Source organism: Desulfonatronum parangueonense (assembly GCF_054656975.1).
On the sequence record NZ_BAAHXH010000003.1, the window covers coordinates 4,313,702 to 4,339,004 of the forward strand.

21 protein-coding genes are annotated in these 25,303 nt (G+C 55.6%); 10 read left to right on the top strand and 11 right to left on the bottom strand.

From position 1 onward, the window contains the following. Nucleotides 1-234: 234 nt before the first annotated feature. The 6 genes from ACYQ15_RS19250 to ACYQ15_RS19275 form a co-directional block, all read right to left on the bottom strand. Nucleotides 235-1,980 (bottom strand): TolC family protein, encoded by a 1,746-nt coding sequence (locus tag ACYQ15_RS19250; RefSeq protein WP_459939111.1) that lies wholly within the window; start codon nt 1,978-1,980, stop codon nt 235-237. Nucleotides 1,981-2,316: 336 nt separating this feature from the next. Next, complete coding sequence (locus ACYQ15_RS19255) at nt 2,317-2,670, bottom strand: DUF2304 domain-containing protein (protein ID WP_459939112.1); 354 nt, start codon at nt 2,668-2,670, stop codon at nt 2,317-2,319. Then, nucleotides 2,667-3,428, bottom strand: coding sequence for a glycosyltransferase family 2 protein (locus ACYQ15_RS19260; RefSeq protein WP_459939113.1), 762 nt, complete (start codon nt 3,426-3,428; stop codon nt 2,667-2,669). The genes ACYQ15_RS19255 and ACYQ15_RS19260 overlap by 4 nt, the downstream gene beginning before the upstream one ends. Nucleotides 3,429-3,925: 497 nt before the next feature. Next, a complete protein-coding gene (locus tag ACYQ15_RS19265; RefSeq protein ID WP_459939114.1) occupies nt 3,926-6,322 on the bottom strand; it encodes a hypothetical protein in 2,397 nt (798 codons plus the stop codon). A gap of 285 nt (nt 6,323-6,607) precedes the next feature. Beyond that, nucleotides 6,608-7,762: a glycosyltransferase family 4 protein gene (locus ACYQ15_RS19270; RefSeq protein ID WP_459939115.1), complete on the bottom strand. Its 1,155-nt coding sequence runs from the start codon at nt 7,760-7,762 to the stop codon at nt 6,608-6,610. 7 nt (nt 7,763-7,769) lie between these two features. Continuing rightward, the gene (locus tag ACYQ15_RS19275; RefSeq protein WP_459939116.1) at nt 7,770-8,570 is read right to left on the bottom strand and encodes a glycosyltransferase family 2 protein; all 801 of its coding nucleotides are present in this window, start codon (nt 8,568-8,570) and stop codon (nt 7,770-7,772) included. A 280-nt stretch (nt 8,571-8,850) separates the two neighbouring features. Here ACYQ15_RS19275 and ACYQ15_RS19280 point away from each other — a divergent pair, with 280 nt between their 5' ends. After that, on the top strand, nt 8,851-9,030 hold the full coding sequence (locus tag ACYQ15_RS19280; protein ID WP_459939117.1) for a hypothetical protein: 180 nt from the start codon (nt 8,851-8,853) through the stop codon (nt 9,028-9,030). A 93-nt stretch (nt 9,031-9,123) separates the two neighbouring features. Here the strand turns inward: ACYQ15_RS19280 and ACYQ15_RS19285 are convergent, their stop codons facing one another. Then, on the bottom strand, nt 9,124-10,458 hold the full coding sequence (locus ACYQ15_RS19285) for a TolC family protein (protein WP_459939118.1): 1,335 nt from the start codon (nt 10,456-10,458) through the stop codon (nt 9,124-9,126). 456 nt (nt 10,459-10,914) lie between these two features. Between ACYQ15_RS19285 and ACYQ15_RS19290 the strand changes: the two genes are divergently transcribed. From ACYQ15_RS19290 to hemC, 4 genes are all read left to right on the top strand, one after another. Further along, nucleotides 10,915-11,577: a hypothetical protein gene (locus tag ACYQ15_RS19290; RefSeq protein ID WP_459939119.1), complete on the top strand. Its 663-nt coding sequence runs from the start codon at nt 10,915-10,917 to the stop codon at nt 11,575-11,577. Between the two features lie 532 nt (nt 11,578-12,109). Then, nucleotides 12,110-12,679: a D-sedoheptulose 7-phosphate isomerase gene (locus ACYQ15_RS19295; protein WP_459939622.1), complete on the top strand. Its 570-nt coding sequence runs from the start codon at nt 12,110-12,112 to the stop codon at nt 12,677-12,679. A gap of 530 nt (nt 12,680-13,209) precedes the next feature. Then, a complete protein-coding gene (locus ACYQ15_RS19300) occupies nt 13,210-13,449 on the top strand; it encodes an FmdB family zinc ribbon protein (RefSeq protein WP_459939120.1) in 240 nt (79 codons plus the stop codon). Nucleotides 13,450-13,463: 14 nt separating this feature from the next. Further along, nucleotides 13,464-14,405, top strand: coding sequence for a hydroxymethylbilane synthase (gene hemC, locus ACYQ15_RS19305; RefSeq protein WP_459939121.1), 942 nt, complete (start codon nt 13,464-13,466; stop codon nt 14,403-14,405). A gap of 75 nt (nt 14,406-14,480) precedes the next feature. Here the strand turns inward: hemC and thiD are convergent, their stop codons facing one another. Beyond that, nucleotides 14,481-15,317 carry a bifunctional hydroxymethylpyrimidine kinase/phosphomethylpyrimidine kinase gene (thiD, locus tag ACYQ15_RS19310; RefSeq protein ID WP_459939122.1) on the bottom strand — a complete coding sequence of 279 codons (837 nt, stop codon included), beginning with the start codon at nt 15,315-15,317 and terminating at the stop codon, nt 14,481-14,483. A 452-nt stretch (nt 15,318-15,769) separates the two neighbouring features. Here thiD and ACYQ15_RS19315 point away from each other — a divergent pair, with 452 nt between their 5' ends. The 3 genes from ACYQ15_RS19315 to ACYQ15_RS19325 all read left to right on the top strand — a co-directional run bounded on the left by ACYQ15_RS19315 (nt 15,770) and on the right by ACYQ15_RS19325 (nt 19,109). Then, entirely contained in the window at nt 15,770-16,318 is a 549-nt protein-coding gene (locus ACYQ15_RS19315) for a hypothetical protein (RefSeq protein ID WP_459935726.1), read from the top strand. A gap of 65 nt (nt 16,319-16,383) precedes the next feature. Then, nucleotides 16,384-18,120 (top strand): hypothetical protein, encoded by a 1,737-nt coding sequence (locus ACYQ15_RS19320; protein ID WP_459936306.1) that lies wholly within the window; start codon nt 16,384-16,386, stop codon nt 18,118-18,120. A 44-nt stretch (nt 18,121-18,164) separates the two neighbouring features. Next, complete coding sequence (locus tag ACYQ15_RS19325) at nt 18,165-19,109, top strand: SAM-dependent methyltransferase (protein ID WP_459939123.1); 945 nt, start codon at nt 18,165-18,167, stop codon at nt 19,107-19,109. 101 nt (nt 19,110-19,210) lie between these two features. Here ACYQ15_RS19325 and recD2 read toward each other — a convergent pair whose 3' ends face one another. Continuing rightward, nucleotides 19,211-21,430 (bottom strand): SF1B family DNA helicase RecD2, encoded by a 2,220-nt coding sequence (gene recD2, locus ACYQ15_RS19330; RefSeq protein ID WP_459939124.1) that lies wholly within the window; start codon nt 21,428-21,430, stop codon nt 19,211-19,213. A gap of 98 nt (nt 21,431-21,528) precedes the next feature. On the opposite strand from recD2, the gene ACYQ15_RS19335 reads away from it, so the two are divergent. Both ACYQ15_RS19335 and ACYQ15_RS19340 read left to right on the top strand, forming a co-directional pair. After that, the gene (locus ACYQ15_RS19335; protein WP_459939125.1) at nt 21,529-21,783 is read left to right on the top strand and encodes a type II toxin-antitoxin system Phd/YefM family antitoxin; all 255 of its coding nucleotides are present in this window, start codon (nt 21,529-21,531) and stop codon (nt 21,781-21,783) included. Next, nucleotides 21,780-22,157: a type II toxin-antitoxin system VapC family toxin gene (locus ACYQ15_RS19340; RefSeq protein ID WP_459939126.1), complete on the top strand. Its 378-nt coding sequence runs from the start codon at nt 21,780-21,782 to the stop codon at nt 22,155-22,157. Before ACYQ15_RS19335 ends, ACYQ15_RS19340 begins: the two co-directional genes overlap by 4 nt. Before the next feature lie 253 nt (nt 22,158-22,410). Here ACYQ15_RS19340 and ACYQ15_RS19345 read toward each other — a convergent pair whose 3' ends face one another. Both ACYQ15_RS19345 and ACYQ15_RS19350 read right to left on the bottom strand, forming a co-directional pair. Then, nucleotides 22,411-23,784 (bottom strand): sigma-54-dependent transcriptional regulator, encoded by a 1,374-nt coding sequence (locus ACYQ15_RS19345; RefSeq protein ID WP_459939623.1) that lies wholly within the window; start codon nt 23,782-23,784, stop codon nt 22,411-22,413. Nucleotides 23,785-23,850: 66 nt separating this feature from the next. Then, entirely contained in the window at nt 23,851-25,302 is a 1,452-nt protein-coding gene (locus tag ACYQ15_RS19350; protein ID WP_459939127.1) for a sensor histidine kinase, read from the bottom strand. Nucleotide 25,303: the final 1 nt, after the last annotated feature.

Sequence of the window (25,303 nt, forward strand, 5' to 3'; positions counted from 1 at the left end):
TGTATTGGGGTAACTATTCAGCTCATTCGAGAAAAATTGAGCTGGAAACCGGCCTTCGCCGGTATGATTTAACTTGGAAAGTACGTGGTACGATACGTCATTCCGGCGAAAGCCGGAATCCAGCTCTGGCGAGAGACAGGGTATGTGCTGAATAGTTACGTATTGGGTTGTATTTGGTTATGTGTGTTAAATCCAATTCGTAAATCACCATAAACTCAACAAACCGCACAAACCCTACAAACTCGTCCCCAACCAGCCCATGGCGAAGTAGAGTTGGGCGCGGGCACGGTTGTACTGAGCTCGTGCCTGGTTGGAACTGGTTTCGGAGCGGGTCAGTCGTTCCTGGGCGTCCAGAAGTTCGCCATGGGTGCCGATTTCCGTACGGTACCGGACCAGGGCCATGTCGTACGCCTCCTGGGCCGCTTCACGGATCTTGATAGTGGAATCGATACGTTGTCGGGCCTCGTGCAGGAGATGGTATGCGGCTTCCACATCATAGGCCGCATTCATTTCCTGGAACAGCATTTCTTCACGAATTCGGAAGAGTTCATGTCTGGCGCGCATGACCATGGCTCGAGAGCGGCCTCCTTCGAACAAATTCATGTTCACGTTCAAGCCCAGGGTCCAGTACTGACGGTCATTAAGGTCGAAGCGCGGCGCGACCTCCTGATCTCTGTATTTGCGGTCCTGGATATTATAGGAGAAGTCCACGGAAGCGGTGGGCGAGAAGCGGCCCCAGGCCAGGTGAACGTCTTTTTCGGCTACCTCCACGGCCTTATGAGCAATGAACAGATCTGGGCGGTTGGCGCGGGCTTCGGCAAAACAATCACGCAAGCTCAATTCAAAGTCGGCCTGGAAGGATTCGAGCCTGCCCACGATTTCAATGGGCGTGTCCATGGACAGCCCCATCAAGGTCAACAGTCGTGCCGTCTGGACGCGGACAACATTGTCGACCTGGATCCGCTCCTGACGCGCTTCGCTCAGATCCACCTCAGCCTGGAGCACTCCAAGATATGGTTTCATCCCTAGGCGATAAAATGCCTGAGCTGAATCCAGCTGGTTTTCGAGGCGGGTGATCGAGGCCTCAAGGCTGCGCAGGTCCTCCATGGCCCAAAGCACGTTCAGAAATGCCTGGCGAATGTCCCGGGCCACTTCCAGCTTGACGGCTTCCAGTTCGGCTTCAACGATTTCCCTGGACAAACGTGTCCTTAGGTACGTGTTCGTGATGGTAAATCCCGTGAAAACCGGCTGACTGACTCTCAAATACCAAGTGGTTTCATCAAAGCTGGATGAATCAGCGTCAATGGGCCTTTTATTCAGGGTTTCCTGCAAATCGTCGAGTTTGACATTGAGGTCGTCAAGATTCTGATCGAGATTGGCCAATGCCTGGTTTTGCTGGGACAACCCCTGATTGATCTGGTCCAGCTGCTGTTGCAGTTCTTCTAAGGGATTATAAGCGGGAACATCTTGACGGTGTTGAGCGGACCGTGCTGTGGGATTGGAGGGGGAATACGAATGAGCGGAAGTGTGGTTTGCCAGAGAGCGGCGCAACAGTTTGGTGCCTTCTCCGACGGCGGGACCTTCTTCCTGGTTGTTCTGCTGCTCCTCGGCGGAACCGTTTTCCGGTGTGCCATCCTGTTCGACAGTCTGACCGGAACGTACCTGTCGGAGACGGCGGGCCTGAAATCCGCCATCAAGACGGGGCAAAAAATCAGCAATGGAGGCCTGAACATCAGATCCCGCGCGCTGCACGGCAAATTTAGCGGCCCGGATACGAGGATTATGTTCCAACCCCACCTGAACGCAGTCCTCCATTTCCATGACAAGAGGCTGGGAATTGCCTTGTTCGGCGGATTGGTGCGGGATATCGGCAAGAGCATGCGATGTCGAAAGAATAATCAAGAACACGGCGCTGGCCGCAAATGCGTTGAGAAGTGGGCCGGGGCGGCATGGGCAGAGTTGAAACAGTGAATGAAACATGTATTTCCTCGATCAATGTGCTATAAACTGTTGTCCTTGTTTGGGCAGCGCAATCGAATAGCAGGACAACCAAACCAATGCGTGATGCCGTAAGAGCTGAGTTCATTTTGATGTATGCGGCAATTGGTTCCGTATATGGTACCAATGCTGAGAAGTCAACCATTCTAGTTCAGGTTGAATTTTTCGAGAAGAATCCAGCCCCAGCCAAGCACGTAAGCCTGCGTAATCCGGGAAAGCAGCACGGTCTATGCCCTGCATCAAGGAATTGCTATTAGGAGTGTGGAAAAAGAAAAGGCGAGACAGGCCAAGGGCGTTATTGGCAGGGACAAATGAGGACTAATGCGGTTTATTTTTGATCTCTTCTTCCAGAATGGCCATGCGCTGGGTCAAGCGTCGCAGGGCTCGTTCCTGGCGGGAGCGTTCAATGTCCATGGTCAGGATCTTGATCAAAACCATGCCCAAGGCCAGGGTCAGGAAAAGTATGGGCGGATAATACACGCCCAAGAAAACTCCAAAAGCATCCATCAGGCGCGGGAAAAAGCCGAGCAGTACGGACCCGGCGGCCACTGTCAGCCACCAGATCGAGTGTCGGACATGCAGACTGTCCTTGCGGATCAGCAGCAGGATGGCGCATGCAATGCCCAGCCCGAGCAGTGCCGTTGTCCATTGGAGGGGAACGAAGGGGGTCAACTGGCTTCTCGTGCTGGAGTTGAGGTTCGCGAAGACCAATTCGAAAGACAGAGAATCATTGTGAGCAGCATGTATTCACATACCTTGAACCAGGAACTGTACACCTTGGACGACCCATGTTTGCGGGAACACATGGCGACCTGCACTTCCGTGATCCGCAATCCGGCTTTGCGCAGCAGCAGAAGGACGCCCACGTCCTGGTAATCCAGAAGGGATGCGCGGCTGGACGCCAGCAGAGTTATGGCAGGTGTCGAATAGGCTCGCAGGCCCGAGGTCAGATCTTGAATGTTCAACCCCGAAATCCAGCGAAAAAAGAGCCAAGCTGTTTTTCTTGCGCGGCTACCCCGCGGGGTGCAGGAGCCGATAACCACATCCGCATGGTATTGCTGGAGAGGAAAAAGGAGCGAGGAAAGCGTCTGCGCTTGATGCTGGCCATCGGCATCCATGGTGATTACCATGCGGTACCCATGTTGCTTCGCATAGCGCATCCCGGTCTGCATCGCGCCCCAGGCACCGAGATTCAGTGGGAGGGTGATCACCCGGGCGCCGGCCATGCGGGCTCTGGCAGCAGTCTGGTCCGTGCTTCCGTCATCGACGACAAGGATGTCGCTGCAGGTGTGATGAATTACCTCGCGGACAACATCAGCTACGGAATCCTGCTCATTCCATGCTGGAATGATCACCAGTACGGAATGGAATGTATCTGGGCAGGGCCGACTATACGAGTGGAGGCCGCCATGGCAATGGGCAGGGTTCATGTCAACTATCCTTTAATCAAAATAACTATCCCCAGCAACCATTCGGCAATATTCTGATATATTTAGCTTAAGATTTGTTCAGGAACTGTGGCAATGATGAGCATCACGGATTCCGTTAATATGTCGCGAAGTAGCGGTCCGTTTGCATGAAGGCGGTCAAAGGCTAAATGCGCCGTGGTAGTCAACAGGATGGGTAGGAACGTTATAAGAGAGTGGGAGTGCAGGAACCTGATCAGGCTACGATACCACTCTGGCAGCACCCTTGTAACGAACAATGGCTTTGTCCTCCGTACCCAGCATCTAGGCCAGGCGCCGGACTTGAAAATCAAGCTTTGGATTTGTGATCCATTGTCCACAATCAGTAAGCGAAAATTTTTGTACCTGCTCAGTTCGCGGATACAGGCAGCGGTATCTTGACAGCCGTTCCAGTTCAGGATGATGACGGTTTCAGCGGTTCAACGGGCATGTCGCTTATCAGAAAAAATGTTCAACATCGGCTATCTCGGCACAACACTGACATGCCCTACCAGCACGGCGAGGTCGTCGGGGAAATTTGACAGCCCCGGATCCCAGGGCGTTGGCACGCGAAAGGTCAGGCGGAGGCGATTACTGGATGCATACTCGGCCGGCAATCTGAGCATGTGCCAGGCCCACGTTGCCGGTAAGAGATGCAGCGTTTGCAATAAATCACTGTCGCCATGCAGATGAAGTTCGCGCCCCTCCTCGCTTCCATGCTCGATCATCAAGATGAACACGTCTGATTGGCGTTCCGGAAGCGGGAGGATCATGTCGGCGTTGTTGCGTGCCCATCTTGCCTGAATAAATGGGATGACGACCTGTGTACGTCCTGGAAATTCTCTCAGATCGAAATCATGAACGTGCTCACCGAATACTCCTTTGACTGTGCTGAGCAGGAGATCCGTTTGGGGCAGCAGAGTGATCATCTCACCTGGTTGCGGATCAGCGAAAAGAATTCTGGCCAGCCACCATCCAGGCGCAAGAGACAGCCAATCAATGGAAAAATCCGCTTCGTTCTTGATTTTCATGTCTGGCGGCATGTCGGAAGAAAAAAACGATTTGTGAAATATGAGAAGCAGTTCCGAAGGGGCGGCAGTGTCCGGCAACTGGATGGGCAACGCGTACTCTTTTCCCGCAGCCATGGGAATGGCCTGAATGGGCAATTGTTCCCTGCGCATGTTCGCAAAACGCGTCAGTCCCATATTTCCCGCATTGATTTGCGCATGAAAAGGAAAGGTGGCTGTTGCTTCTTGCGCAATCGACATCCGGTAGAGAGTCAGGTAAAAGTAATGGGTGTTGATAATCGTGGGAAGTCGGCGCCGTTCCTGCTTCAGGACCAGCCCTGAATAACGATCTTGATGTACGGGAGTGAAGTCAAAAAGGTTGCTTTGCGGCGGCTGGAAAGGAGTGGCGAAAAAAGCGGGTCGGTCCGGCTGAGCGAGCATGATGTTCTGCCATGCTTTTTCCGCGGCTGTATAATCCAGGTGTATTTCATTGTTCAGGGATAGGGTCGGTATGCCGAAAAAATGGTCGAAGATAGCTCCGAACCTGGTATATTCAAAAAGCAGTATTCCATTGTTTTCCTTGACTGTCTGGGCATAAGGAGCAAAAAAATCGAGTAAATTTTCATATTCCTGGAGCGTATAGAGATGCGTGCGGTTTTGAATTGTTAAAAAGAGGATGAGCAGCATGGCCGCACATGCGGCATATGTTTTGCCGGGGATTCGTTCCCGCAGAAACATGATGAGGGCCATGAAGCTCAGGGCCATCCAGGGAACGAGAAAAAGCAGAAAACGCCGGTTGTCCAGCATATGATTATCAACCCAACCCATGAGAAGAATACCGGGCAGCAGGACTATCCAGAGAAGTATCCGCTCTGCTTGACCGCCTTGTCCTTCACGCATGACCAGAAGAATACCGCCCAGAAGAGATAACAACAGGAGCGGCCTGGAAAGGAGATAACGTAACCCTTCGAAGTCCGTCCAACGAAGATAGGGTTGGAGCAATCCTCGGATCGGATATGTATCTCCGAGAAAAACAACGAACAGTAGAGCGCTAAGACTCACTGCGACGATAAGAGTGCCTAGCCTTCGCGGCGATATACGTCCAGAAAGGAGATGTTGATATTTTTGATAATATGCAAAAAAGAAGGCCAAAAAGCCCAAAAACACCAAACCGGCGATCAAGTGCTTCACGTTCAAGGTGTCAGTCAACCTTCCTAAAGTATGCGCGAGGGAATACGCGTCAGTCACAAAAATCGTCTGTAGTAGGAACAATGTAATCGAAACGAAAAAACATAGAAAAAATGCCCGGAATTCTTTTCTTCCGTTGAGCAGCATGAAAAAAATCCACACGGAAAGCGGGATGATGGCAAACCAGGTGAGGATATGGAAGAATGATGAGATGAAGACGCAGATTGAACCGAGGAGAATGGTTTGTAGCTGGAATGCGTTTCGGTTTTTCCAGGCGTAGAGCAGAAAGAACAAACCCGCAAAGAGAAAAAAGACGGCCGGCGTCTCAGCCCTGGCGCAGCGCCCGTGCCACACAGTAACCGGATTGGCCAGAAAAAAGGTCGCCGAGGCCAGCCCTGCCCAATTGCTCCGAAAGAGCAATGTTCCCATAGTCCACATGGCAAACGCAGCAAACAGAGTGAATAGCGGCGCTACGTACAGAATCAATTTGGCCGGCATGATGGTTGCGATAAAGCTCATGAGCAGTGGATAGGCCGGTTGAAAATGTGGCCGAAGCCTAGCCTCCTCCAAGTCTTTAATCCAGAGCACTCCATCCTTCGTCTGGCCGTAAAGACCTTCGTTGTAGAAAAAAATGGGCCGGACCGGTTCTGGTATCTGGGACAGCAGTGGATCAACCGGAAACAAGGTGCCTTCCCTTGCGTAGGTCACGGCGGAATTCAGGTAGGCGCCGGCGTCTTCAGCTCCGAACATTTCCAGGTGAGGGCGAAAAAACAGGATGCCGCCGACAGTGAAAAGCAGAAGCAGCAGTGTGATTTGGAGTCGTGAGCAGGGGGCAATGGTTGATGTGAGGGCATAAAGTCTCCAGATCGCGATGGCGGCAAGGAGCCAAAGTATCAATCCACACGCCAAAATCATGAATATTTCTCCCGCAGCATTTTTGTTGTTCGAGATTCTGTCAGCATAGTCATTTTATGTTCGGGGTTCGGCACAATCATAAGCTTTCTCCAGACACTTTATTGTCGCATTGGCCGTGAGGGACCAGGAAAAGGCCGTGGATCTTTTTACGGCTCTTTCAATAATCTCCCGTCGCTTATCAGGGGGTAAGCCCAGCATGTTCATAATTTTCTCTTCCAGGTCTTGATCTGATTCGTGATCAAAAAACTCCACGCAGTCATCCCCGATTTCAGGAATGGAACCCATGCGGGTTGTCAGGACTGGAGTGCCGGCCGTCATGGCCTCCAGAACGGGCAGGCCGAAGCCCTCGTAGAGGGACGGAAAGATGAACAGGTCGGCGCATTGGTAGAGGGCGATCAGGGTTTGACGGTCGATTCCACGCAACCTGAGGACTCGATCTTCAGGTATGCCTGCCAGGGCATGCTCCACGTCCGGCTCACCCCGGCGCGGCTTGCCTACCAGGATAAGGCGGTGTGGGATGCGAGTCCGGATGCGGCCGCAAGCCCGAACCAGGGCGGCAACGTTCTTGTGGGGGTAGGTGTTGGCCACACAGAGCAGATAGGGTAGGTCAGACGGCACAATGCGTGATAGTTGGATGCGTGTTTCGTCCATCGACAATCGCGGCATGAATGCCGGATCCACGGCCAGACTGGTGACATGTATGTGTTCCGGATCGGCGGCAGTGTATTTGAGAATCTCCGATTTGGAGAAGGCAGAGATGGTCAGAATTTTTTGGCACCGCCGGACGGCTGTCCGGACCAGCACGTCAGTGGCGAGCCTCGCCGGCGGGCTCATGTCCTCTGGGTGACTTTTGTACTGCATGTCCAGGATCGAAACAGCCTGAGGCACATCACAGCGAATCGGAGCTGTGTACCCCGGAGACCAGAGTACGTCTACTCCAGAACGGCGCACGGCCCAGGGGAGGTGCAGTTGTTCACGCAAAATGCGGTGGGGGCGATTGCGGGCAAAGAAGGGCAGGAGGTGATAGGCGACCTGAGGGAATTCGCCAAGTATACGCCGGAAAAAGGAATCGTTTTCCCGGTTGGTGAAAAGGGTCAGCGGAGTATCAGCATGGTTGCGGGCCATGGTCAGGAGAGTCTGGACCAAATATGTTTCCGATCCGCCCACTTCTCCAGGAATCAGAAAGAGGGTGTTCACGCCGATGCGCATGGTTGGATCAGGCCCTGCTTCGCTTTCTTCTCAGGGCCATAAGCCCATAGATGGACACGATGCCCCAGCGCACTCCGTGGTGGATCAGGGTTTGAGGTGCGAAAGGGCCGGCATCCCTGGATGCCGCCTGGAGCTCTTCTTGGAACTGGGCACGGAAGTGCGATCCGCTGATGGAACCTTGATGCCAGCGGAAATCGGCAAGAGGCGGGCCGGGTACGCGTACCGCGCCGCCGTGGGGCCAGAGGCGCAAGGTGAAATCATAGTCGAAAGCTGCCTTGAGATCCTCGCGCAAAAGACCAGCCTGTTCCAGTGCCGAGCGGCGAAAGAACATGGCCGGCTGGGAGATGTAGTTGATGCACTGGATGGTGAAACGGCTGGAAAGAGGAAAGAAGAATTCCTTGAACCGGGTGATGGAACGGCGGATTTCCCGTTCCTCTTCGTCGATGATCCGACATCCTCCATAACAGAGCGCAGCATGGGGCGCCTGGTTCATCGCGTTCAGCACGCGGCGCAAGGCGCCCTGATGATAAAGATCGTCGGCGTTAAGCCAGGCGATGATCTCCCCTCGAGCCATGCTTAAACCCCTATTGATGGCCGCAGCAGGCCCCCGGTCCGGTTCAGAGATAAAAACATCAATTTCGCTCCGGTATCGGTCCATAATTGCCAGGGAGCCATCCGTGCTGGCACCATCCAGGACAATGTATTCCAGATTCACTCCGTCGACTCGCTGGGCCAACACGCTGCGAATGGTCCGCTCCAGAAAGTGTTCACCGTTCTTGTTTGGAGTGATGATGGAGATGAGAGGCATGGGGAATAGGCTATGGGCGGTGGGCATTTGAAACAAATTGGCACGCACATCGTCGCTGATTGTTGTCGCTAGCGAACAGATCCAGTTCGTTGGAAACGTGTTGCTCTACATGGAATCGATGGAGGCAGGCCCACCTGTCGGATAGAAGCTGGTGATGTTGCCGGAAAGAATATCAAGAACCCGGTCTTGCAGCTGTATATAGCCGAATAACTTTCGGTTCCACTGCATCTTCGGAACGAGGTCATGGTTGCCGGTGAGGTTCGCGGCAACGACGGATTCCTTGCTTGTCGCCAAATTGAGCCAGATGAAGCTGCAACAGCTCGTTCACGGTGTGAGGGGCAAACAGGGTGCGAAGGTGGCGGGAGGGATGGCTGCTGTTTTTTTCAATGATTTTCGAGAAAATGAAGCGCTCAAACCCGCGATCGCCGGCCTCCAGTCGGTGCAGCAATTCTTCGGCTGAAAGCTTGTAGTCGCCCCAGAAACATTCTTGAAGAACAATTCGGGCGCTTTCAAGGCGGTGGTTATCGGTCGAAGACACTGACCCTTGCCTCCCCTACGGCACTGTCAGCCCCGGATTCATTTCGCCGGTGGAGGCGAAGAGGCGGGCGATGGCGAGCTGGTAGTCGGCGAGGGCGTCGGTGAGGTCGGCTTCGCCGCGGGTCAGGCGGGCCTGGGCGTCCAGGACTTCGGTGTTGGTGCCGACCTGGGCCTGGAAGCGGGCCTGGGCGATGCGGAAGCCTTCCCGGGCTTCCTCCAGGGCCTTGTTGGCCACGGAGATGCGCGCCGCGGCTTCGTTGAGCTTGAGGTGCAGGGACTGGACGGCAAAGGAGACTTCCAGGCGCAGGTTGGTTGTCTCCTCACGCAGGCGGAGCACGTTCTGCCGTGCCTGGTCCGCGGCATGGCGGGTTCGATTGAAGTCAAAGGCCCGCCACCGGACATTGACTCCGGTGGTCCACCAGGAATCCGGACGGGTTGTGATTCCACGGACTTCTTCCTCTGAGCTGCGCCGGTAGTAGTCAAAGTCGGCGCTGACTTGCGGGTACAGGTCGCTGGCCGTGATGTCCACGTCCCGGTCGGCGATTTCCTCGGCCTTCAGGGCCACGGCGATATCCGGGCGCTGATTGAAGGCCATGTCCAGAGAGTCCTGCAAGCTGGGTGAAAAGGGCGAGTAGGTCAATTCGCCGACATATGTCACCGGGGTTTCCAGGCCAAGGTTGAGCAGGGTGTTCAGGCGGGCGTGCTGGGTGGCCACGGCATTCTCGGAGATGAGCAGCAGCTGTTCGGCCTGGGCCAGGTCCACTTCGGCCTGAAGCACGTCGAATTTGGGACGCAGACCGACATCGAAAAACGCCTGGGCGTTACGCAACTGGGACTCAAGTCGAACAAACGAATCCTGGGCGCTGCGCACGTTTTCCCGGGCCCGCAGCAATTCCAGGAACTGTTCCTGAATGGTCAGGGTCAGGGCCAGCTCCCTGTTGATCAACTCCAGTTGAACCTGCTCCCGGGCCAGTTCGGCTCGCTGGCGGGTGCTCAGGAGGCGCCAGCCCGTGAACAGCGGCTGGCTGAGATTGAGATTCGCGGTCCAAGTGCTTCGGTCGCCCTGGGCCACGGCTTCGTCAACGTAGGAATACCCGAAGTTCGCGGTCAGTGCCGGATAGAACGCGGCCTGGGCGGCTCTTTCGCCGAATTCCGCGCCCAGCAGGGCAGCCCGGATGCCGGCCATCTGCGGGTTGGCCTGCAGTCCGCGCTGCACAGCCTCCTCCAGAGTGAAGGTGATCTCTTCCTCAGTCTGCTGCTGCGCCTGGGCCGGGGCAACCGAAAGAAACAAAGCGAGTGCGCTGAGCACAAGGTGCATTCCGAGATGGGCGAATTTGGTTTTGTGCTGCATGGTGTTTTGATTTTTAACCGGCTTGGGGTTATACTATAGCGTTGTTCAGAATGCTTACGATTAACCCAGTCCAAAGGCCTTGGTCAATGTTGCTGGGCCGATGGTCATTATTTGATTTCTTTCCCAAGGATGCGGTTGCGTTGATCAATTTCCTCATTTTTTAAAGAATATTGCCGATATTGGAACCATTCAGTTCGTTCGAGAAAAACTGTCTGGATACCGGCCTTGGCCGGTATGAGTGACTTGTAGAGACGGCATTGGAAAAAGTCATTCCCACAAAGGCGGGAATCCAGGCCATGCTTGTCGCAAGTTTTTGAACAACCACCTTTTCCTGCTCAAGCTGAGTGGTTACCCAATATTTAACTTAGAACCATATTAATACACATCACCATGTTTCGAGCCTGGATCCGTTCAAAACGCCCCGAATTCGTCCGCGATATTCTCAGAGATTTTTGTTTGAGCCAGCAGGTGCTGGAAAACCAGTTCCGGCTCTTTGATGCCGAGGAGCACCTGGAATTCGAGGTGCTGCGTGATATTCTCGGCGTCGAAATGAACAAGGGCCTGCTCTGGAGGCTCAAGGACACCGCTCACCACCTGTTTCGCACGGATCAGGACGGCGACGTTTACGGACAGCTGCTGGGCTGGTGCCTGGGCTATATTTTTCACGAAGCCATGAAACTCAAAGAAGATGCCTATCAGCGCGAGAGCTATGGGGGCAGATTTATGCAGCTCAAGGAGATCGGGCTCAGTTTTGAGGAACGGCACATGCTGGAGGAGCTGTCCAAGGTCATTGATCAGACCAGGGAGAGCATGCGCCGGGAAGTTGCCCGGATCCGCTTCATCATTGCTTCCAGCCGGAAGCTGTTCGTCCGCTACCTGCCGGATCACCGGGACAACGCGTTGTTGGCCCGGCTCCTGTACGACCGCAACAACCTGGTGCGCATGGTGTTCGCGGAGGAATACGGCCCCCTGGTCAAGGCCATGTACGGCGACCGCCCGGAATTGCTGTACCAACTGGCATCCCAGAGCCTGATGCTCGGAGGATGGGAGCGGGAAGCCGTCCTGGCCGAGGAAGAAGGTCAGCTGCTTTGCAGGCAAGCGGGCAAGACCGGAACGTAAGAACCGATCTGTATTCACTTTCTTCATGCGAGTCGTCACTTGGCGTATGCTGTTCAGCAAAGTGAATGCGGGGCGGTTCAACTTATTTTATCGTAACTCGTAACTGCTCAATAAGGCAGGGCAACCAACCACCGCGGATCCGTGCTGCCTGGATACCGGCCTGCGCCGGTATGACGGAGTGGAGTACCTCGAAAGCGAGTTCTCTCGGTCGTCACCCCGGCGCAGGCCGGGGTCCAGGTGTTTTTTCTATGGTTCACTGCCCGGAGTTATTGAGTAGTTACCGTAACTCTTCAGCAAACCAAGCTGTTGCCGTGTTTGGAATCGGTATCGGGGTCGGAATCGAAGCGAAGCCATGTGGATGGGCAATCCATTGTTTTCGAAACCGATTCCGATACCGACCCCGATACCGAATATCGGAGGAAGAAGGTATGCTGAGTAGTTACATTTTATCAGCCAAACAAGGTGAGCCTGCGTGAAGAACTCGATTCGATTGACCGGCGAACTTGTCGGTTCTGGTGAAGCATTGCAACGGATGAACGGTTATGTTGCCGAGGGGAGTGCGTTGCGCGAGAGGTACTTTGCCGAGTATGGGACCGATGTCGTTCTGGCGGCTCGTGTTTTGGCCTCGGCACTGGCCGACGGCAAGAAGATTCTGCTGTGCGGCAATGGCGGAAGCGCGGCGGATGCCCAACATCTGGCCGCGGAATTCGTGAACCGGTTTTTGCTCGACCGGCGACCCCTTCCGGCAATTGCCCTGTCCACGGACACGTCGATCCTGACCGCGGTGGGCAATGATTTTGGCTTCGAGCTGGTCTTCGCCAAGCAGGTTCAGGCTTTGGGAAGCCCCGGCGACGTGCTTCTGGGCCTGTCGACCTCCGGTAACAGCCCGAACGTGCTGGCCGCCCTGCGGGCCGGAAAGGAGGCCGCAATGATCACCATCGGCCTGACCGGCGAAGGCGGTGGCGAGATGCGCGAGTTGTGCGACCACCTTCTGGCCGTGCCCTCGCGTCAAACACCGCTGATCCAGGAAGTGCACATCACCATCGGTCACCTGCTGTGCCTGCTGACGGACGAGATCCTGTTCGGAGGGTTGAAGGAGTAAATATCTTTTTATCGCAATCGAAATCGAAATCGAAATCGTTTCGTAACTACTCAGCACACGTTATTGTGATCTCCTCCGGCAATCGGGGTCGGGGTCGGTATCGGAATCGGTTTCGAGAGCGTTGAGGCTCCCTCCGTACGGGTTCGCTTCCGGTCTCGATTCCATCGCGATACCGACAGCGAGCCGAACTGGACAACGGCAGCTTATGCTGAATTGTTACATCGTTTTTTTGTAACTGCTCAAAAACTTGTGGCGAGCATGGCCTGGATGCCCGCCTTCGCGGGCATGAAGGGCTTGGAATAGCATCCTTATTGAAGTCATTCCCGCGAAGGCGGGAATCCAGGTGCGAGGCAGCTATCAGGCTGTGCCCGACCTTTTTGAGCAATTACGTTTTTTTTGCTGACGACAAGAGTGAATTCAGGTTTAGGCTGGAGCGTGATGTTGGTTGCGAGTGATTTTTTTCGATTTCGATTTCGATTGCGATTAGATTTGTTTCGTGATGATAATTTATTGAATATAAAGGAGTGAATATGCCGATATATGAATATCTCTGCGATGAATGCGACAAGGAGTTTGAGGAGCTGGTTTTTGGTGATCCCAAGGTGGCTTGTCCGCATTGTGGATCGAGCAAGACAGGAAAACTGATGTCCCGCTGCCGCCATAAGCGGGGTGGAGGGGCGGATCCGGTGGGAGCTGCGTCCTCTGCGGGAGCCGGTTCCGGCTCATCGTGTTCCGGTTGTTCGGCGTCGAGTTGCGCCGGGTGTCATTGAGCGGTGTCCTTGCCATGATAAATGCCATCACCATTGCAACACGGGGCAGCAAACTGGCCCTGTGGCAGGCGGAACACATCAAGGCCCGGCTTCTGGAGCGCTACCGCGGTTTGAACGTGGAACTGCTTATCGTCAAGACCATGGGTGACAAGATCCAGGACGTGCCTCTGGCCAAGGTCGGCGGCAAGGGGCTTTTCGTGAAGGAGATCGAGGAGGCCATTCTGGACGGTCGCGCCGATCTGGCCGTGCACAGCATGAAGGACGTGCCCGCGGAACTGCCGGAAGGGTTGATCCTGGGCGTGATTCCGGAGCGGGAAAACATGACTGATGCGCTGCTCTCGGTGAAGTACACCGACTTGAAAGATCTTCCGGAAGGGGCGCGCATCGGGACGAGCAGCCTGCGGCGGCGTTGTCAGTTGCTGGCGTTGCGGCCGGATCTGCAGATTCTCAACCTGCGCGGCAATCTGGACACCCGTGTGGGCAAGCTGCTCAACGGGGATTACGATGCCATTGTCGTGGCCCGGGCCGGCATGAACCGCCTTGGTCTCAGCGTGCCGCAAATCAGTGAACTCGGACCGCCGGACTTCCTGCCCGCGGTGGGCCAGGGTGCGTTGGGGCTGGAGTACGCGCGGGACCGCAGAGAAGTGGCCGAGCTACTGGAATTCTTGAATCACCGTGAAACGCATAACTGCGTGCTGGCAGAGCGGGCCTTTTTGGCTACTCTGGAAGGCGGATGCCAGGTGCCCATTGCCGGCTTCGCCCGCTACAGCGATTCCAACATGATCACCCTGCGCGGTCTGGTCGCGGACGTGGACGGCAAGAACCTGATTATCGAAGAGGCAACGGCCAAGCCCAGAGACGCAGAGGAACTGGGCCGCCAGGTGGCCCAGGCCGTGCTGGACAGAGGCGGACGGGAGATACTGGAAGAAGTTTACGCGGCGCACAGTCTCGAATGAGCCTGCTGTAAGGGCAGGGGAAGTCGCCGTTGGCGCGCTTCCCCTCCGTCTGCTGACCCTGGCTCCGGGTCCTCGTCATTGCGCGGCGGAAGGGAGCCATGGGTGCAGGTGATTGACCGGACCCACGCCGCGGCCCATGGGGTAGGCGGTGCGGATGGCCGCGTGCAGGTAATCCACGGCCTGTTCGACGGCTTGCGCCATCTCCAGCCCTTGGCCCAGGCCCGCGGCAATGGCGGCGGACAGGGTGCAGCCGGTGCCGTGAGTATGTTTGGACCTCAGTCTGGCGTGTTCGAATTTGCGGATCGGCCTGCCCCTGACGGCCAGCCAATCAACAAGCTTTTCTCCTTCAAAATGCCCCCCCTTGAGCAGGACGGCCTTGCAGCCCAGGTTCAACAGCAGTTCCAAAGCCCGGGGAACATCCTCTTCTCCGGCAATGTTCAGTCCGGTGAGCAATTCCGCTTCGGGACGGTTGGGCGTTACCAGGTCGGCCAGGGGCAGCAGGATGGTCTTCAGGGTCTCCACGGCCTCGGGCAGGAGCAGGCTGTGCCCGCTCTTGCTGACGCAAACCGGGTCCACGACCAGGGGAAACGTCTTTGCCGCGAGTTGCTCGGCCAGGATGCGGATCAGGGGCGCGGAAAACAGCATTCCGGTCTTGGCCGCGGCCACGGGCAGATCCTCCAAAACGGATTGCAACTGTCGGGCGACAAATCCCTCAGACAACGGAGCGATGTCCTGCACGCCTTGGGTGTTCTGGGCCGTGATGGCGGTTAGGACCGACGCTCCGTAGCAGCGCAAAACCGTGAAGGTTTTCAAGTCGGCCTGAATACCGGCCCCGCCGCTGGAATCAGATCCGGCGATGGTCAGGATGCACGGCGGGTGTATGGCGGGCATGTCATGGGCTTCTTTCATCATCCGTAGGTATTCTCCTTTTCCTTTTGTCAGGAAAGCATTGCCAATTTCCTATGATTACAATATACGGTTGGATCGTTAAATTTCAGTATGTTAGGCGGCAAGCTGTGCTATACTTTCTCATCTTATTGTTTAGTGATTCACCAAAGCGCGAGCGGCGACCTTTTTAATAATTTGCAAACAATTATTTAAAATCAATGATGATTTAATTGGTTTTTGAGGTGGGGGCAATTCGATCGTGATCCAGCTTGTTGGCTTGAAATTTGACAAAGTATTGCATGATGCTATCCCTCTCGCTACGATATGCAATACTTTACCAGGAGGCCAACATGTCTTCTTGTCTATCGCCAGATCAAAAGCTTGCCCCTCCCTTCTCGGAACAACCATGCTGGCAAATCGAACCCCTTGCAACTCGACTCAACTACTCAGTTCCCTCTACACGGCGTTTTTTGAGCGTGGTTGGATACCACAGAAGCTTTTCCCACAATGGCAAATGGTACACTCTGAAAAGCATTCCCAAGTTCGGCCACGACGGGTTATGGTTTTCGGACGACATCGGCTTTTCCAGGGTAGGCAATCTCAACAAAACCCTTGTCAGGCTGGTCAATCGCAGCCCCAAGGGAATTACTGCCGAGGCCTTGGGAGAAATACTGCGTTGTCGATGTCATTCGGTGCTTGTCCAGTTGTGCAGGCAGGGGCGGTTGCAGCGGGACAAAATTGGACGTTCTTTCGTCTATTTTTCCCAGGATATGACCACTGCCGACAAGCAACGCCAATCCGCGGCAAATCGGGCCATGCCATCGGAATTGCTTCCTGCCGAGATCGCGGTTTTCGTCTTGGCGGAATTCATCCGGTCCCCCAATCTCAGCTTCGAGGAACTGGCAATGCATATAAAGCGCACAAGGCATGTGAGCATCAAAGCAGCCCAGATCGAAAAGCTGTTTGCGCAGCACGGGTTAAAAAAAACTCCAGAAACTACGGCCCGCAAGCAATCGAGGCGTTGAAACGATGTCAGGCGCTTCTGCAACGGGAAATATCCCCGGCGGCATTATTCCCAAAACCGCCAGTGGTGTCTTTTGTTCCGGAGCAGGAAAACTGCACATGCACCCATCCGCGACTTGTCCAGAAAACGCGCAGAAAAGTTGTTTACAGCATGGCCGGACCATTCATCGCACATGAAACCGTACTTAACTGCCCTCAATGCTCACGAGCCATGGGCTCCGAAACGCTGCTCCGAATGGTGCCGACTCGATGCAACGTGGCCTATGACGTCTTGGTCTTTGTCGGCCAGGCTCTGTTCAGAAACTTCCGCACACTCGACGAAGTGCAAACTGAACTGAAAATGCGCAACACGCACATCAGCCTCTCAGAGATCGACTACCTGGGCCGCAAGTTCATCAAGTATCTGGCCCTTGCTCATGCCCAAGCCGCGCCCTGCATCCGCCAGAAAATGCGGATGGCCGGCGGATATGTCCTCCACCTGGACGCCGCCCATGAAGGAGATGCGCCAACCTTGTTCAGCGGCCTGGACAGTCTGAGTCAATTTGTTCTGGGCAACATCAAAGCACCCAGCGAAAACGCCGTCCACATCAAACCGTTCCTGAAGAACATTCAAGACACGTATGGTACGCCGGTTGCCTGCGTCCATGACATGGGCACCGGCATTTGCAAGGCGGTCAACGAAACCTTCCCCGGCATTGCCGACTTCATCTGCCATTTCCACTTTCTGCGTGATGCCGGCAAAGACTTCCTGGAACCGGCATACTCGCGATTGAGAAACCGCCTGAAATCATTTGCAGCGACTACCAACCTGCGAGCACTCATTCGGCAAATACGGCAATCGCTGGGGCAAAGCCCTGATTTACCCTTGCTGGTTGATGCAGTGAATACAAAAACTCCGCCCCATAATGTCGAAATGCTGCCGTCTTTGTCCGCGTATTCTCTGGCGCTATGGGCCTTGCAGGGCAAAAACAACGGCAACGGATATGGCTTTCCCTTTGATCGTCCGTTGCTGGAGTTTACTGAGCGAATGCTTGAATTAGACCGGTATTTGCCCAGGCTCCTTGAACACCCCTGCGGCCTTGAAGATAACCACAAACCTCTGCGCGTCTTGGCAAAAAAGATATCCAACATCGCCAATGATCCCGAATTGGTCCAGGCAACGACAGAACTGCGATGGCGCGTCGAAGTGTTTGACGATCTGCGCAACGCCATGCGCATTGCCACGCCGGACGAAAATAACGGCCTCAACGATGACGGTTCGTCTGAAGCCATGTCAACCATCCGCCAGGGTGTTGAAAAGTTCCGACATAGGCTCCAAAAGGAAAGCCGTTTGGCTGATGACCAGCTTTGCCTCAAAATGGAGCAACAAATTGATAAATACGGTAAAAAGCTCTTTGCCGACCCCATTATGGTAGCCAGTCCGCAAGGCTTTGTCACAATCTACCCTCAGCGGACCAATAACATTCTCGAACGCTTATTCCGCGGCCTGAGAAGAGGCCATCGCCGCAAAACCGGCAACAATTCCATGCGAAGAACACTACAGGCGATGATCGCCGATACTCCGCTTGTCAAAAACCTGGACAATCCCGCATACATGGAAGTGCTTCTCAACGGAAAAGACAGCCTGGAGGAACTCTTTGCCAGTATCAGGTACGAGGACGAAAAGGACAGCAACAGTTCAAACGGAGACACCGACCGGATACTCCCTGGTGGGCGTGCAATCATCAAAAAGCAAGGGTTACCACAACAGATCCTCGAGTTGTTCATGAAAACGAAATCAGCTCAAGACAGTCAATCCAACTGAATTTTGTAACCATAGCCAATTTCTGTTTGAACAATGAGATACGCTTGAAAATTATTGACCCTGCAATAACCCCTTTGCCAGAGGAACTCACCGGCTATCTTGCTCCGGAAGGCTTTCTGCCGGAGTTGACACGGGAGGTGGGGGACTGTGTGCTCCGGCTTGGCCGGCTTGTGCTTTGTCCCGGGCCGGCAGTGGATGCCGCCTGGGCACAGAATGTCTGGCACTCGCCGCGGGTGATCGCCTTTGAATCCATAGCTCAGGCCGCGAATGCGCTCAAGGGGATGGGTGCACGCTGGGCATTGTACGATGAGCATCTTCGCAACAGGGGACGAGCCAAGTTGATCCAGGAGCGTCTGCCTGGACCATCCTCCAAGCCGTTTCGATTCGGGACGCCGGCGCCGAGGGCGCCCCTGGGTTCCTGGACGCTTCTGGACCAGCGGACCCTGCTGGCTTCGGCGCAGTGTTCCAGCCCCTTTGCCCATGGCAACATCCAGTTCGAAGAAGACAAGACCGGTCCTCCCAGCAGGGCCTATCTGAAGCTCTGGGAGGTCTTCACCCTCCTGGGGCGACACCCGGAACCGGGACAGCTCTGTCTGGACCTGGGCTCCAGTCCCGGGGGCTGGACCTGGGTGCTGCAAAATCTCGGCGCCCGAGTGATCAGCGTGGACAAGGCGCCCCTGGCTTCGGGACTTGCGAAGCTGGAAGGAGTCGACTTCCGGGCCGAAAGTGCATTTGCCCAGCGCCCCGAAAAAATCGGGCTGGTGGACTGGCTGTTTTCGGATGTGATCTGCTATCCGAGCCGGCTGTTCGGTCTGGTCAGCCAGTGGCTGGAATCCGGAGCGGCCAGGAATTTCGTCTGCACCATCAAGTTCCAGGGAGAGACGGACTTTGAGACCATCGACCAATTCCGTTCCATCCCCGGCTCCCGCCTGTTGCACCTGGCGCACAACAAACACGAGCTGACCTGGGTGTGGGGGAAGGGGGGATAAGCGAGGGGCAAGGGGCGCTGGGCGATGGGCTTCAACAACATAGGCCAGCCACGTTGTCCCATAAACCTAATGCCCATAGCCTCTAGCCCCTAGCCCTCGCCTCAACCCTCCATCATTTCCACAATCCTGCGCGCCAGATCCGTATATCGATTCTTCGCCTTCGCGTTCTTGAGGCCGATGGCCAGGGCTTTCTTGCTGCCCAGAATAACGGCCAGCCGCCGGGCGCGGGTCAGGCCGGTGTAGATCAGGTTGCGTTGCAGAAGCATGAAATGCTGGGTGAGCAGGGGCATGACCACGGCCGGGTACTCGCTGCCCTGGGATTTGTGTACGCTCACGGCATAGGCCAGGCTGAGCTCGTCCATTTCAGCCAGTTCATACGTGACGTCCCGCCCGTCGAACTCCACGATGGCCTGGCCGTCTTCGACATTAACGGAACTGATCCATCCCAGGTCGCCGTTGAAGACTTCCTTGTCGTAATTATTGCGCATTTGCAGTACCCGGTCGCCCACGCGCATCTTGCGATATCCTACGAGAAACTCCCGACCTTTCGGGTTAAGGCGCTCCTGGAGCAGGTTGTTGAGCTGTTGCGTTCCCACTTCCCCCTTATGCATAGGGGTAAGCACCTGGACTTCCTGGCGCGGATTCATCCCGTATCCGGCCGGGATGCGCTCGCAGACCATTTGCAGGATCATTGCCTGGACCCTTGATGGGTCGTCCTGCTCGATCCAGAAAAAATCCGCCTCCGGAGCGGCTTTGGGCGACTGATAGGGAAACTGGCCCTGGTTGATGCGGTGCGCGTTGACCACGATCATGCTTTCCTGGGCCTGACGATAGATGTGGCTGAGTTCCGCATGGGGCAGGGCAGCGCTTTTGAGCAGATCGCCGAGGATATTGCCCGGGCCCACGGAAGGCAGTTGGTTCACGTCGCCCACGAGGACCAGGCGCGAGGTGAGGGGCAGGGCACGAAGCACAGCCAGACAGAGGTGGCAGTCCAGCATGGAGACTTCGTCCACCACCAGCATTCCGGCCTTGAGCATCTTGGCTTCGTTCATGCCGAATCCCCCGTCCGGCGCATACTGCAACAGGCGGTGCAGGGTGGAGGCATGGGTGCGGGTGGCCTCGGAAAGCCTTTTCGCCGCCCGGCCCGTGGGAGCGGCCAGTTTCACGGCAATGCCCAAAGCGGTGACGGCTTCCACGATGAACCGGGTGATGGTGGTCTTGCCCGTGCCTGGTCCACCGGTGAGGATGAACACCTTGTTCAGGCAGGCGTCCTCCACGGCCTGGCGTTGCTGCGGGGACAAGGTGATCCTGTGCCGGGCTTCCAACTGGGCCAGCACGTTGCGCAGCTTGCCCTTGTTCAGGGCGGCAGGGTGCTCGATCAATGCCCGCAGGCGCTGGGCGATCTCGTTTTCCCAGCGATGGAAGTGGCTGAGGTAGACCGCCGTCCCCACGCCCTGGGTCGGCAACTCCTCCATGATAATCCGTTTGCGTTCCGCCAGCACGTCCAATGCGCCCTGCAGTTCCTCGAGGGGCGCGCCGCCGAGAAGAGTTGTCGTTTTTTCCAGTAATTCTTCCAGGGGAACAAAGAGATGGCCGGATTCGCTGCACTGGAAGAGCATGTAAACCAGGGCCGCTTCCAGTCGTTCGCGGCAATATGGCGCAAAGCCGAGCTTGAGGGCGATGGCGTCCGCGGTTTTGAAGCCGATGCCGTGCATCTCGTAGGCCAGATCATAGGGATTTTCCCGGACTTTCTGCAGGGCCTGGGCGCCGTAATGGCGATGGATGCGCGCGGCCAAGGCCGGAGAGACATCATGTTCCTGGAGGAAAAGGATCAGAGCGCGAACATGGTGCTGTTCCTCCCAGGACTGAACAATTTTTTGAAGTTTGGAAACACCGATGCCCTCGACCTGGAGCAGTTGATCCGGGTCCGTGTCGATGATTTCCAGGGTCTTGTCCTTGAACCGCTTGATCATGCGCTCGGCAAGGGCCGGGCCAACGCCCTTGAGTTGACCGGAGGCCAGATACCGACGGATGGCGTTGATTCCGGCCGGCAAGAGCGGCTCGCACTTGGTGATCAGGAACTGCCGCCCGTACTTGGGGTGCTCCTTCCATTGCCCGGACAGGTTCAGCAACTCTCCAGGCCTGACCGCCACGATGTTGCCTACGGCCGTGACAATTCCAGGCTCGTCACGGATCTTGACCCGGATCACGGCGTAGCCGTTGGCCGGATTGAAAAAGGTTACACCTTGAACCTCGGCGTTGATGCTGAGCTGGGGTGAGCAGGGGGGGGATGAGTTTGTCGACTGGGGATGGGATTTCATGGATTTTTTTCAGGAAAAGGGAAGGGGCAATGTTGATGATGTTTGTGTTGACATCAATTTGTTTCAAGATAACCTTTTATTAAAAAGGGGAGAGGATAATGTTGCAGGTGAATGTCGAAGAGCATGATACTGAAATTTTTCGCTTGATGCAGGCGGCATTGGCCGGGGAAGATGTTTTGTTGGCACGCTCCGGTAAACCTCTTGTCCGGTTGACGCCATTGGTTGACCCGCTGCACCAAACCACAGGGTATAAAACCTTGACCATTTCACATGAGGAAATCGACGGGGCCTTCAGCGACAAAGCGGAGAGGGAAGTTGCCGAATTGTTCTTCGGTCGGGACTTGAAGCCGTGAAACATTTTCTTCTGGACACGCATATCCTGCTGTGGTGGCTTTCAGGACATCCCCGACTTGGCATGCCGACTCAAAAGCTGATCGCCGTGTCAGAGACGATTGTCAGTGCCGCTTCTGTCTGGGAAACGGCAATCAAATACAGGCTTGGGAAACTCTCCGTCTCTCCAGACGAATTGTTGAACCTGTCTCGCTCTGCAAGGATGAGAGTGTTGCCAATCCTTGCTGAACACGCCGCGGCAACGGCAAAATTGCCCGGATACCACAACGACCCTTTTGACCGATTATTGATCGCTCAAGCCAAGTATGAGGGCCTGCGACTGCTTACATCGGACAAAACACTGTCTGCATACGGCGAACCGGTTCATTTGGTGTAACTCTTCAGCTTTGTCCCGGCTTGTCTTGATTTTTTGCCTCGCGACTCCTTTGCCGGCTTCGTAACATCGAACCATTGCTCGAATAAACATCCATTGGCGCTTCAGGCGATTGGCAATGGTTCGATGAACGAATCCTGGCTCAGTAAGACAGGCGATGCCAAAAAAATCGAGACAAGCCGGAACAATCCAAGTTTGTCATAAAAAGTGTTGAGTAGTTACCATTTGGTTTAAGTAGGTCGTTGCCTTGCGGGTCTCAATTCCCCGTCAACTTGTACTTCTTCAGCTTGTACTGCAACAGGCTTTTGGAAATGCCGAGCATGTCCGCGGTTTTGACCTGCACGAACTTGGTCTGGACCAAGGACCGGCGGATCAGGGCGGCCTCGATTTTTTCAAGGGTGTCGGCCAGATTCAGGCGGGATGGGAGCAGGTCAACGGCGCTTTTGAACTGGGCTTCTTCGTCCTTGATTTCCGGGGGCAGATCATCCACCCGGATCATGTCGTCCCCGGCCATGACCACGCAGCGTTCCACCACGTTTTCCAACTGCCGGACATTGCCCGGCCATTCGTAAGCCGTGAGGTAGTCGATGACGTCCGCGGTAAATCCCTTGACCGCGCTGGCGTTCTCCTCGGTGTATTTCTTCAGGAAATGCGCAGCCAGCAGCGGGATGTCCTCCCGGCGCTCCCGGAGCGGAGGCAGGGGAATCTGGACGACGTTGAGGCGGTAGAAAAGGTCCTCGCGAAACTCCCCGGACTGGACGGAAGCCGGCAAATCCTTGTTCGTGGCCACGACAATGCGAATATCTACGCTGATGGGCTCTGAGCCTCCGACCCGTTCGAAATTGCGTTCCTGAAGCACCCTGAGCAGTTTGACCTGCAGGTCCTGGGACAACTCGCCGACTTCATCCAAGAACAAGGTGCCGCCGTGGGCCAGTTCGAATCGACCGCGCTTGCGGGCGACCGCGCCGGTGAAGGATCCCTTCTCATGGCCGAAAAGTTCGCTTTCAAGAACGCCCGGATTGAGGGCCATGCAGTTCACTGTGATGAAGGGGCCTGATTTGCGCGGCGAAGCAAAATGGATGGCCTTGGCGATGAGTTCCTTGCCCGTGCCGGATTCGCCGGTGATCATGGCCGTGCTTTTACTGGGCGCGGCTCGGTCCACCATGTCCAGAACACGGAGCATGGCCTTGCTGCGTCCGATGATCTGATGCAGTCCGTAGCGTTGCTCCAGGTTCTCCGAAAGAAGCCTGTACTTGCGTTGGGCCTGGGACAACTGGACGGCCTTGCGGACGGAGAGGATCAATTCATCGTTGGCAAAGGGCTTGGTGATGTAGTCGAAGGCGCCGTGACGCATGGCCACCACCGCGGCATCGATGGAGCCGTAGGCGGTCATGATCAGCACGGGAATATGGGGATAATTCTTTTGAACGTGAGTCAAAACGTCCTGGCCGGTTATCTTGGGCATCTTCATGTCCGTGATGACCACGTCGACCTCGGATTCTTCCAGGTAGGCCAAGGCCAGTTCCGGATCCTGGAGAGCGGTGACGGCATATCCTTCGTCGCTCAAAAGGGTCTCAAGAAGCAGAAGGTAGTTCTGTTCGTCGTCGATAACGAGAACATGGCTGGCCATCTGGATGTTCGTCTGATGTTGCTGGTCAGTGTTCATGAAGTAACAATAATATCTTCAAAGACAATTTCAATGTACGGAAACCGGAAAAATCATCCGCACTTCGGCTCCGCCTCGGGGGTGATTGGCAAGTTCAAGCCGGGCGTGATGGCTGAGCAGAATGCTGTTCACAATGGACAGGCCAAGGCCGGTTCCTTTTTCCTTGGTGGTGAAGAACGGATCCAATAGTTTCTCCTTGGCCTGGAGAGGGATGCCCGGCCCGGTGTCCCGAATGGTCAGAACAACGGCGTCGGACTCGCGTTGCAGGGTGATGGCGATGGTTCCCGGCCCGTCAATGGCCTGGAGCGCGTTGGCCAGGACGTTGTAGACCGCGCGATAGAGCAGATCCTTGTCCCCCATGATGATCTGGCTGGATGTGTCGCGCTGGATGAAGACGTTTTTTTCGGCCATTTCATTATCCCAGAAGGCCAGGACCTGATCCAGGATCTGGGACATGTCCACCTTTTCCTTGTTCGGCGCCTTGGGGCGGGCGTAATCCAGGAAATCGTTCACGGTCTGCGAAAGGCGCTTGGATTCGTCAAAGATCGCCTTGAGCAGGCGGGTCTGCTGTTGTTCCGCCTTGTCCGCCTGGTCCCCCTTGGCCAGGGAGCGCTTCATGAGCAGTTCCGCGGTGCTTCGAATAATGCCCAAGGGGTTGCGGATTTCATGGGCGATGCTGGCCACGGTCCGGCCCATGCTGGCCAGTTTTTCGTTCTGGTGCAGTTCCCGTTCCAGGCGTTCCTTCTCGTCCGCCCGCTTGGCAATGGTGTTCGCTGCCCGGCGGATGATCAGATAGAGCACGGAAAACAGGACCAGGGAGGATGCAAAGGAGGCTGCCAGGATCAGGATCTGAAAGTAAAGCACTGCCTCGTAGTCTTCGGTGATGTCCTGGGTGAACTCAAGCGCGCCCATGATCGGTCCGGGCCCGGTCACCGGATCGAAGCCCCGCTCGGCGCGCAGGGGGTAGGAGGTGCGCAAAACAAAACTTTCCGCGGGAAGTTCAAGCTTGAACATGGCCCACCAGGCTGGAATGCGGCTGAGCAGCTCAAAGCTGTGGATGCCTGGATCCAGGGCCTGGCGAACGGCCTTGCCCGCCGCGTCGGAAAGGCCGACCAGCCCGGGAGTGGTGGAGTAGGCGATTTCATGGTCAAAATCGTAGATGCGCACTTCCAGAACGTGAAAGCTGTGGATGGTGGAGAGCACGATCTGATCAAGCCGCTCGTACTGGGCCGGATTCTTGAGTTCGATTCGTCCGAAGCCGATCACCGTGGGCAGGGTGAAGCGCTGGAAGATCTGATGATTCAGGTTTTCCGCCAGGAGCAAAGCGAATTCCTGGTTCTTTTCAAGCATGGTCTGGCGGGCATAATTGGCAATAAATACCGAAAACAGCAAATTCACGACCAGGATCAGGACCAGTGAACTCCAGGACAAGAATTTGACCGGTTGAAACGGCCTGGGGCCGAAGGGAATTTTCGTGGCCAAT